The sequence below is a fragment of the Klebsiella sp. ME-303 genome (assembly GCF_007910085.1).
GTDB lineage: Bacteria > Pseudomonadota > Gammaproteobacteria > Enterobacterales > Enterobacteriaceae > Klebsiella > Klebsiella michiganensis.
This window is the reverse complement of record NZ_VOJB01000086.1, coordinates 136,664-145,722: the sequence shown is the minus strand read 5'-3', so window position 1 is coordinate 145,722 and position 9,059 is coordinate 136,664. Positions and strand designations below refer to the sequence as shown.

At 56.9% G+C, this 9,059-nt stretch carries 7 protein-coding genes, 1 tRNA gene and 1 other RNA gene; 3 read left to right on the top strand and 6 right to left on the bottom strand.

What is annotated here, in order from left to right; genetic code table 11:
• Nucleotides 1-271: 271 nt before the first annotated feature.
• The 5 genes from FQK12_RS18655 to FQK12_RS18635 all read right to left on the bottom strand — a co-directional run bounded on the left by FQK12_RS18655 (nucleotide 272) and on the right by FQK12_RS18635 (nucleotide 4,723).
• Nucleotides 272-403: non-coding RNA, RtT sRNA (locus tag FQK12_RS18655), on the bottom strand.
• Nucleotides 404-437: 34 nt separating this feature from the next.
• Nucleotides 438-514, bottom strand: a tRNA-Pro gene (locus FQK12_RS18650).
• An 89-nt stretch (nucleotides 515-603) separates the two neighbouring features.
• On the bottom strand, nucleotides 604-2,292 hold the full coding sequence (gene eptB, locus FQK12_RS18645) for a kdo(2)-lipid A phosphoethanolamine 7''-transferase (RefSeq protein ID WP_014227190.1): 1,689 nt from the start codon (nucleotides 2,290-2,292) through the stop codon (nucleotides 604-606).
• Between the two features lie 241 nt (nucleotides 2,293-2,533).
• Nucleotides 2,534-3,736: an MFS transporter gene (locus FQK12_RS18640; RefSeq protein ID WP_014227191.1), complete on the bottom strand. Its 1,203-nt coding sequence runs from the start codon at nucleotides 3,734-3,736 to the stop codon at nucleotides 2,534-2,536.
• Nucleotides 3,737-4,078: 342 nt separating this feature from the next.
• Entirely contained in the window at nucleotides 4,079-4,723 is a 645-nt protein-coding gene (locus FQK12_RS18635; protein WP_014227192.1) for a lipase, read from the bottom strand.
• A gap of 161 nt (nucleotides 4,724-4,884) precedes the next feature.
• Between FQK12_RS18635 and tag the strand changes: the two genes are divergently transcribed.
• Both tag and FQK12_RS18625 read left to right on the top strand, forming a co-directional pair.
• Complete coding sequence (tag, locus tag FQK12_RS18630) at nucleotides 4,885-5,454, top strand: DNA-3-methyladenine glycosylase I (protein WP_014227193.1); 570 nt, start codon at nucleotides 4,885-4,887, stop codon at nucleotides 5,452-5,454.
• On the top strand, nucleotides 5,444-5,890 hold the full coding sequence (locus FQK12_RS18625; RefSeq protein ID WP_004137819.1) for an N-acetyltransferase: 447 nt from the start codon (nucleotides 5,444-5,446) through the stop codon (nucleotides 5,888-5,890). Before tag ends, FQK12_RS18625 begins: the two co-directional genes overlap by 11 nt.
• Here the strand turns inward: FQK12_RS18625 and FQK12_RS18620 are convergent.
• On the bottom strand, nucleotides 5,853-8,183 hold the full coding sequence (locus tag FQK12_RS18620; RefSeq protein WP_014227194.1) for a molybdopterin guanine dinucleotide-containing S/N-oxide reductase: 2,331 nt from the start codon (nucleotides 8,181-8,183) through the stop codon (nucleotides 5,853-5,855). The genes FQK12_RS18625 and FQK12_RS18620 overlap by 38 nt on opposite strands.
• Before the next feature lie 167 nt (nucleotides 8,184-8,350).
• Here FQK12_RS18620 and FQK12_RS18615 point away from each other — a divergent pair, with 167 nt between their 5' ends.
• Complete coding sequence (locus tag FQK12_RS18615) at nucleotides 8,351-9,013, top strand: OmpA family lipoprotein (RefSeq protein WP_004855336.1); 663 nt, start codon at nucleotides 8,351-8,353, stop codon at nucleotides 9,011-9,013.
• Nucleotides 9,014-9,059: the final 46 nt, after the last annotated feature.

Genomic DNA, 9,059 nt, shown 5'->3' with positions numbered 1-9,059 from the left:
GTAGACAACGCTGAACCCGTAGCCCGGGCAAGGCGCTTTGCGCCGCCCCCGGGAGCGGTGTGCGGTACGGCTGGATTTCCCGGAGGCGATGCTGCGCATCTGTCCGGGCTACCGGCCCGCAGACAACGCTGAACCCGTAGCCCGGGCAAGGCGCTTTGCGCCGCCCCCGGGAGCGGTGTGCAGTACGGCTGGATTTCCCGGAAACGATGCTGCATATCAGTAAGGACGACAAAAACAAAAAAGCCTGCTCGTTGAGCAGGCTTTTCGAATTTGGTCGGTGATAGAGGATAACTCGCCACTACGTGGCTCGCCCTGCGGGCCGTTGCTGACGCAACGTTCTCTCGCTCCGCTCGAGTCGAACCTCTACCCCCGGAGGTTCTCATCCTCACAAACTTCAGGTGCAAAAAAGCCTGCTCGTTGAGCAGGCTTTTCGAATTTGGTCGGTGATAGAGGATTCGAACCTCCGACCCCTTCGTCCCGAACGAAGTGCGCTACCAGGCTGCGCCAATCACCGAATGCGGGCGCATCTTACTGCTGCGATACACACCCGTCAATGCCTTATTATGAAAAAGTCGCTCAAGCGGCGAGAAACTCGCCACTCTGCTACTCCTTCTTCGCCGCAGCGTCAGGAACGTGGCACCAGTTGTTATATTGGTTAATCCCGCCGTCCGGCGAAGTATAGCCAAGGCAGCCCATAATAGTGTCATACAGCTCTACGTGACGACGCGGCACCTTCATGGCCGCCTGCTGCTTCAGGTGCGCAAAAGAAGCTGCGTGGTCGGGCGACGCCAGATACTTATCCGACATCCACACCAGCATCGGCACGCGGAACTGCTCCGGCGGCGCCATCTTGCGCGGCGTACCGTGCAGGTGTTCGCGCTCGTTGATAGACTCGCCGTGGTCGGCCGCATAGAAAACAATCGCCTTCTTGTCCCGCAGCTGATCCAGCACGCTGACGATAAAGTGATCGACGTAGGTCACGCTGTTATCGTACGAGTTAATCAGCTCAGCCTTCGAGCATTTATTATCGACGCCGACGCACTCCGGCTTCCACTGCGCAAAGCTGCGCGGATAGCGCTGGGTATAGTTAAAGTGCGATCCTTTGGTATGCAGAATGATCAGGTGCTTACCATTGGGATTCTTCGCCAGACCGCGCTTCATTTCATCCACCAGCAGCATATCGTCTACGCTCTTGCCGCGGTTACTCGGCTCAGCGCCAATCTGCTCGCGATAGGCGATATTGTTCGCCATCGTGTTGCTATAGAACCACATCTCGCTCTGCATGGCGTACAGGTTGCCGCTAAAGCCGAGCTGGTGCAGGACGGCAAAGACGTTCTGTTCTTTCAGCGTCCGCTGCGGGTTATCATCCGCCCCGCCCTGACGAACGAACATACAGCGCAGCGACAGCTTAGTAGCGGTATCGCAGGAGTATCCGCGGAAAGCGACCAGGTTTTTCTCCTGCGCCAGCTTAGGCGTGGTATTGCGGCTATAGCCCAGGATGCCCATATGGTCCCAGCGGGTGGTTTCGCCGATGATAAACACCACGTAAGTATCATCCAGCCCTTGCGGCTCAACGTAGGTGAATTTTTTCGCCGGATTGATCAGGGATTTATTATCGGAAGACTCGTCCACCTGCGCCCACGCGTAAAGCCCCAGCGCTGATAGCCAGTTAGACGGCAGATAGGAGTTAGCCACCACCCCGCCATAGCTTGGCAGATCGACTTCGGAACTGCGCTCAAAGTTCTTCTGACGAACCTCCAGCAAGCGAATAGGCCCCCAGACCATCAGGCCAGCCAGCAGCACGATAGTAATATTCTTCATCCGCTGGCCGGGCGTACGAATTTGACGCAGCAGGGTGAAGCGACAGCGGTTGCTCCAGATAAGCACCAGCGGCAGCGCGCTCATCAGCACCAGCCAGAGAATCAGGTGCCAGCCGATAACCTCTCTGGACAAGTCGATGTCAGTGGTCATCACCGAGGCAATAATCCCGTAGCCGATCACCACGTTCAGGAAGGTCATGTAATAGCTGGCGGCGGCGGAGAAGAGTACGACGATGGTCGCGAGAATACGCCAGACCCGGCGGCCAAACAGCGACAAAATACGCAGCAGAAAGAAGGTGACCAGAAAGGTCCCTATCAGCTCAACTGCACCTGAGAGTCCTTTCCAGATGGTAAACTCCTGAGCGTACCCCTCGAAGCGGCGGAAGAATACGGCAGCGTTCATAAACCAGCCGATGTACAGCGCCAGCCAGATACTGAGCTTCAGCTGCGTCATCGTTTTAATGTATTTCATGCAAAAAACCTGGAAAACGAAGAGATAAAACCGCCCGACTTAAGCGATATAAGTAAGCAGGTTAATAAAGTGCGTTTAGCTTGGTTATAAGAAACCTCTACAAAGCGCGATAAGTAGACCACAGCGGAAGGAAAAAGTATCAGGAGGGAATGTGATCCAACCAAACATTTACAAAACATTTGGTTGGATTGGCACTATTAGCTTAGGTAATTAATCATCGGGGCCGGGATAACACCCGGTTTCAGGCATGAGCCTGGTGGTAAATTTCACTTTTCGGCTGACGAATCGTTGTCGAAAGCGCCAGAGAGAGAATCAGCAGCGCAAAGATGACGCAGAAGGTCACGTAGAAACCGCCGAACAGGGAAGCAATCAGCGAACCGCAGATGCTGCCGATACCAAAGCCGAGATAAATCACGCCGTAGTTTTTCGCCAGGTTATTGAGGCCAAAGAACTCGCTGACCAGCGACGGGAAGACGGTAATCGTACCGCCGAAGTTAAAGGCCACGCAGGCGATAGCGGCGAAGAACGTCATGGCGTTCAGCGGAGCGAACAGCAGCGCCGCCATACCGATAAGCGAGACAACCTGTCCGATGGTAATCACCCGGATGCGGGACATTTTATCGGACAGAATGCCCAGAACCAGGCGCCCGCTCAGGTTAGCGATAGAGATCACCGTCACCGCGTTGGCGGCCGTCGCAACATCGAGATGCACCATCCCCTGGGCGATATCTTTCGCCACGCCAATCACGTACAGGCCGCTCATGCAGGCGGTCAGGAACATCACCGCCAGCATCCAGTACTGAGGTTTACGCATCGATTCGGCGAGGGTGAAGTCATTTTCGACGACGCCGTTGTTGGCGGTAGCGGTGTGGTTCGGCGCGTCTGTCATCAGCGTCGCGCCAAAAACGATCATCACCAGCACGATAGCGCCCCAGATAATAAAGGTTTTTTCCAGGCCGACCGTCGCCAGCAGATGGGAGTCAATAAATTTAAAACCCAGGCTGCCAAGCCCGTAAGCACCGATGGAAAAAGCCGAAATCAGTCCCTTACGTTCCGGGAACCATTTGACGCAGTTCGACAGCGTCAGCAAATAGCCAGCACCGTCGGCCAGCCCAACCAGCAGACCCGCGCTCAGCCACAGCATCATCAGGCTGTTTGAATGCGCGGTAAGGAAGAACCCGAGGCCCAGCAGGACGCCGGAAGCCATGGTGACGCGTTTAACGCCGAAACGTTCCTGTAATTTACCGGCCACGGATGAAGAGAGCGCCAGGCCGAGGCTTAACAGGCCGAATGAAAACGCCACCTGGCTTACCGGTTCGTCCAGCTTGGCGGAAAGCGAACTATTGAACAAACTCCATGTATAAACCGATCCCAGCGCAAATTGCGTAATGATAGTGCCGAGCAGCGTAAGCCAGCGGGTGTATTGACGGTTTGCAGCGTTCATAGCAGTTGTCCTGAATAATTAACTGCCGCCACCATAACGAAGTCCCCTGTAAGTCTGGGGAAAAAAGGCATGAGCTGCCGCTACCGCGGAATGAAATGCATTAAAGGCGGAATGAATGGCATTGCAAAACATTCACGCCTTAACGATTTATCGAAAAGTTAGTGACCGCTACCGCTGGAATATGCGTCATTACTGTAATGATAAAGTAAATTAAACGTATCAACTATGCTACATATTTAGCCTGAATAACTCGAGTGGCAAATGGCGGCATGCCGCAGCCCCATCCGGGTGAGGCTCAGGGATGAGCCGAATCACAAGCGCCGCCAGCGTATCCGCAATAAATTAAAAATTGGCGCTCACGCCCATTAAATAAAGATAGTTTGCCCCGGTGGGTAAATTGTCCGCCTGGGATAGCGCCGCCCAGGCGGCAAGATGAGAGTTGAGCGACATATCTGCGCCCAGCGTCACGTCACGCCAGGCACCGTCCTGCGCGCGGTTCGCCCCGCCGAAATCCGTCGTCAACTCCTGGTTATAGCTCACCTGAGCCCACGGATGTACGCCCCATAGCTTCTGATAATCGACCCGCCAGCCCAGCGTATTCACGTAGCCGGTTCCGGCCGCATTGCGGGTAAGCGGCGGCGACGTCAGATCGGAATGTAAACTGGCGACCGGGCCGGACGTCATCCCCTCGGTCAGAGAGAAATTCCAGCCGACGCTCATACCGCGTGCGCTATCCACCGGAGAGACCGCCTGATTAAACGCCAGTCCGGAAGGATCGTCGGACGCATTTATCCGCTCCGCGAGAATATCTTCATAGCGCGGTTGGTGATCGCTGTCCCATGTATAGCGTTCCGCAGTATTACTTTTTGTATCGATAGCGATATATTCCTGTTGCCAGGCATTCGCCCCGGCAACACACGACGCCCAGACGGATACGCACGCCGGGACCAGGAATACCCGGAGGCCATTGCATTTCTTTATTATCATTAATGCGACTCCAAAAAGAGCCGAAACGGCAAGGTTGCTGTGTTTTTTTTTATGGGTGTCCTATCCCTGCTTGGGGAATAATAACCCTGTATTAACTATTATCTTTATCTTTCAGCCGTCAAGTTGAACGACTGAGTTTTTATCACAAAAGGGAGAGACAGATGCAACGTTGCGGATGGGTCAGTCAGGATCCTTTATACATTGAGTACCACGATAAGGAGTGGGGCGTTGCTCAAAAGAATCCCCGCAAGCTGTTTGAGATGATTTGTCTCGAAGGCCAGCAGGCCGGACTGTCGTGGATCACCGTGCTGAAAAAGCGTGAAAACTACCGCCGCGCTTTTCACCAGTTTGATCCGGTTCGCGTCGCGGCAATGGACGAAGAAGACATTGAACGTCTGGTTCTCGACGCCGGTATTATTCGCCATCGCGGTAAAATTCAGGCCATCATCGGCAACGCCCGCGCCTTCCTGGCGATGGAAAAAAATGGCGAACCTTTCGCAGATTTCGTCTGGTCATTCGTCGATAATCACCCCCAGGTGACGGCCGCCGCCACGCTGGCGGAGATCCCGACAACCACCCCGGCTTCTGACGCATTGTCGAAAGCGCTGAAAAAACGGGGCTTTAAGTTTGTCGGCTCCACTATCTGCTACTCCTTTATGCAGGCCTGCGGTCTGGTCAACGACCACGTCATCGACTGTTTCTGTCGCTCAGGAGGCCAGGATGATTCGTAACTGGGACGCTAACGAAACCGGCCCGCTGCTCGAGCTGTGGCTTGAGAGTACGATCCACGCGCATCCGTTTATCGCCGAAAGCTACTGGCATGACAGCCTGGCGATAGTGCGCGACGTTTACCTGCCCTCCGCGCAAACCTGGGTATGGGAGCAGGACGGCGTGCTGAAGGGTTTTATCAGCGTGATGGAGTCACGCTTCATCGGCGCGCTGTTCGTCGCGCCGGATGCCGCCAGGCAGGGTATCGGCAGCGCGCTGATCGGCGAAGTCAAAAAACACTACGGTTGGCTAACCCTTGAGGTATACCAGAAAAACGTTCAGGCGGTGAATTTCTACCATGCGCAGGGCTTCCGCATTGAAGACTGCGCATGGCAGGATGAAACCCAGCATCCGACCTGGATTATGCATTGGTCGGCGGATCAAATGCCGTCAGCGTAAGCTCGGGCCCGGTATACTTTTCCAGCCAGGCCAGCGCCGTATTTCCGGCGCAGCCGTTACCCAGCCGCGATGTCGGAATATCTTTGGTCAGCACGTTCACCGCACCGTTTTTGCAGATCCCCACCTGAGGGTCGAGATCGGGCCATGCTCCTTCGTGCAAGCAGATAACCCCGGGACGAATGCCGTCGGTCACTACCGCGCCGGCCAGTACCTGGCCGCGTGAATTCCATACCCGCACCAGATCGCCATCGGCGATATTGCGCGCCTGCGCATCGCGCGGATGAAGGGTTAACGGTTCACGGCCCGCCACCGCGTACTGTTCGCGCAGCGGCGTATGGTTGAGCTGGCTGTGGAGGCGGTGCGCCGGATGCGCTGACAGCACCTGGAGCTGGCCTTCCTGCGCATTGCCGTGCCATTCGTCCGGCTCCAGCCACATCGGGTGCGGCGGGCAATCCGGATAAGCAAACCCGGCGATGGTCGGCGAGTGTATCTCAATTTTACCGCTGGCGGTTTTCAGCGGATTCGCCTGCGGATCGGCCCTGAAGGCGGCAAAGCGGGCGAAGCGCGCGTTTTCAGGGTTCTCCGGCATTTCAATCAGCTGATTATCCTGCCAGAACCGGGCGAACGGCGGCAGCGTAACCTGCTGCGCCGCCCCGCGCTGGGCGGCAATCTGGTAAAACGTCTCCAGCCACTGCAGATCGTTTTTACCCTCGGTGAAGCGCTCCCGCCCGCCCGCTTCCCAGCGCTCGCTGAGGTCGGCGAAGACCTCGAAATCATCGCGCGCTTCATCGCGCGGCGCGACCACCCGCTTCATCGGCACCAGATGCTGGTTGCTGTAGTCGCCGGTCATGGTCATATCGTTGCGTTCAAATGAGGTCGTCGCGGGCAGCACGATATCGGCATGGCGCGCCGCGGCGGTCCAGAAGCATTCGGAAATGACGATAAGCTCCGGTTTTTGCCAGGCGCGGATCAGTCGGTTGGTATCCTGATGGTGGGTAAAGTTGGCGCCGCCCGCCCACCAGATAAAGCGGATATCCGGGAAACGGCGTTCCATACCGTTATGTTGATAAGACGCTCCGGGGTTTTCCAGCGCTTCAACGATACGCGCGACCGGGATTTTTTCCACTGCATCGGTCCCGCCCGCCACGCTGCCCTGCATTGAGGCCAGCACCGCCGCGCGGCGCGTAGGGTTGCCGCCGTTGGCAAAGTGATAGGAAAGGCCAAAGCCCCCGCCCTGGGTGCCTATCTGGCCGAGCATGGCGGCAAGGGTCACCAGCATCCAGTGTTTTTGTTCGCCAAACTGCTGGCGCTGCATTCCCCAGCCGGACATCAACATGGTGGTGTTTTCGTGGAAAAGTTGTGCCAGTTCGCGAATTTTCTCCGCGCTAATGCCGCAGATCGCCGCCGCCCATTCCGCCGTTTTTGCCGTTCCGTCGCTCTCCCCGGTCAGATAGCGGGCGAAAACGTCATAGCCGCTGGTGCAGTGGGCCAAAAACGCGTCATCCTGCCAGCCGTTTTCCACCAGCGTATGGGCGATACCGAGCATCAGCGCCACGTCGGTGCCCATATGCGGGGCGATCCACTCCGCCGCGTCGCCAAAGAATTCCGCCGTTTCCGATCGCATGGGATCGATGCAGATCACCCGCTTCCCGCTCTGACGCAGACGATCGAACCACGGGATGCCCTGCTCATCGGAAGCGTTCCAGGCAATTTTTAGCGTATTTAATGGGTTAGCGCTCCACAGCACCACGACATCGCTATGTTCCAACACCATTGGCCAGCTGGTCTGCTGCTGATAAACCTCATTACCGCCAACCACGTACGGCATGATCGCCTGGGCCGCGCCGGTGGAATAATCGCCCAGATGCCCGGTATAGCCGCCCGCCAGGCTCATATAGCGCTGGAGCAGCGTCGCCGCTTTGTGCAGCACGCCATTTGAGCGCCAGCCGTAGGAGCCCGCAAAAATCGACGCCGGGCCGTAGCTTTCGCGAATGCGCCGGTGCTGGGCGTGAATCAGATCCAGCGCCTGCTCCCAGCTCACCCGCACAAACTCATCCTGCCCGCGCACGCCTTGTGGGCTTTCTGGCGAGGCGAGAAATCCCTTACGCACCATCGGATAACGTACGCGGGTTTTGCTATGCACCTGATCGCGCACTGCGGTTTGCAGCGAGTTGGGGAAAGGGGTATCAAGCGCCCCGCGCGAAGAGATGACGTTCTCGCCATCGGTTTCGACCAGCATTGGCCCCCAATGGGCTGCGGTCAGGATAGTTTTGGTAGCAGATGAGGTTGGCAATGCGGGCTCCTGGTCAGCGATAGCAGGTGTGGTGACGGCACGTTATTCAGCCGTTCAATGTTATTTACAAATTGAGATGCTCTCTGCGGAATTTTCTCCGGTTTCGGGCGTCATAATCAACCGTCACGGTCGCTGTGGCAAAGAATAAAAAGGATTAAGGAAATAAGATGAAAAAACGCGTACTCATGATTGCGGCTGTCGTTAGCGGCGCACTGGCCATTTCTGGCTGTACCACCAATCCCTATACCGGGGAGCGCGAAGCGGGTAAATCCGGGATCGGCGCGGGCATTGGTTCGTTAGTCGGCGCAGGCGTTGGGGCGCTCTCCTCTTCCAAACATGACCGCGGCAAAGGCGCGCTGATCGGCGCAGCGGCCGGCGCGGCGCTGGGCGGCGGTATCGGTTACTATATGGACGTGCAGGAAGCGAAGCTGCGCGAGAAAATGCAGGGAACCGGCGTAAGCGTGACGCGAAACGGCGACAATATCGTGCTGAACATGCCGAACAATGTGACTTTCGACAGCAGCAGCGCCAACCTGAAACCCGCGGGCGCCAATACCCTCACCGGCGTGGCGATGGTGCTGAAAGAGTATGAGAAAACCGCCGTTAACGTAGTGGGTTATACCGACAGCACCGGCAGCCAGGATCTGAACATGCGCCTCTCTCAGCAGCGCGCGGAGAGCGTCGCCAGCGCGCTTATTACCCAGGGCGTGGCGGCTAATCGCATCCGCACAACCGGTATGGGCCCGGCAAACCCGATCGCCAGCAACAGCACGGCGGAAGGCAAAGCGCAGAACCGCCGCGTTGAAATTACCCTCAGCCCGCTGCAGTAATGCCCTCTTTGCCCGGCGACTCGCCGGGCAAAATGCTTGATATAGC

Excerpts from the sequence above, each read along its gene's own strand:
- eptB (WP_014227190.1), bottom strand. The coding sequence starts at position 2,292 with ATGAAATACATTAAAACGATGACGCAGCTGAAGCTCAGTATCTGGCTG.
- FQK12_RS18640 (WP_014227191.1), bottom strand. The coding sequence starts at position 3,736 with ATGAACGCTGCAAACCGTCAATACACCCGCTGGCTTACGCTGCTCGGC.
- FQK12_RS18635 (WP_014227192.1), bottom strand. The coding sequence starts at position 4,723 with ATGATAATAAAGAAATGCAATGGCCTCCGGGTATTCCTGGTCCCGGCG.
- tag (WP_014227193.1), top strand. The coding sequence starts at position 4,885 with ATGCAACGTTGCGGATGGGTCAGTCAGGATCCTTTATACATTGAGTAC.
- FQK12_RS18625 (WP_004137819.1), top strand. The coding sequence starts at position 5,444 with ATGATTCGTAACTGGGACGCTAACGAAACCGGCCCGCTGCTCGAGCTG.
- FQK12_RS18615 (WP_004855336.1), top strand. The coding sequence starts at position 8,351 with ATGAAAAAACGCGTACTCATGATTGCGGCTGTCGTTAGCGGCGCACTG.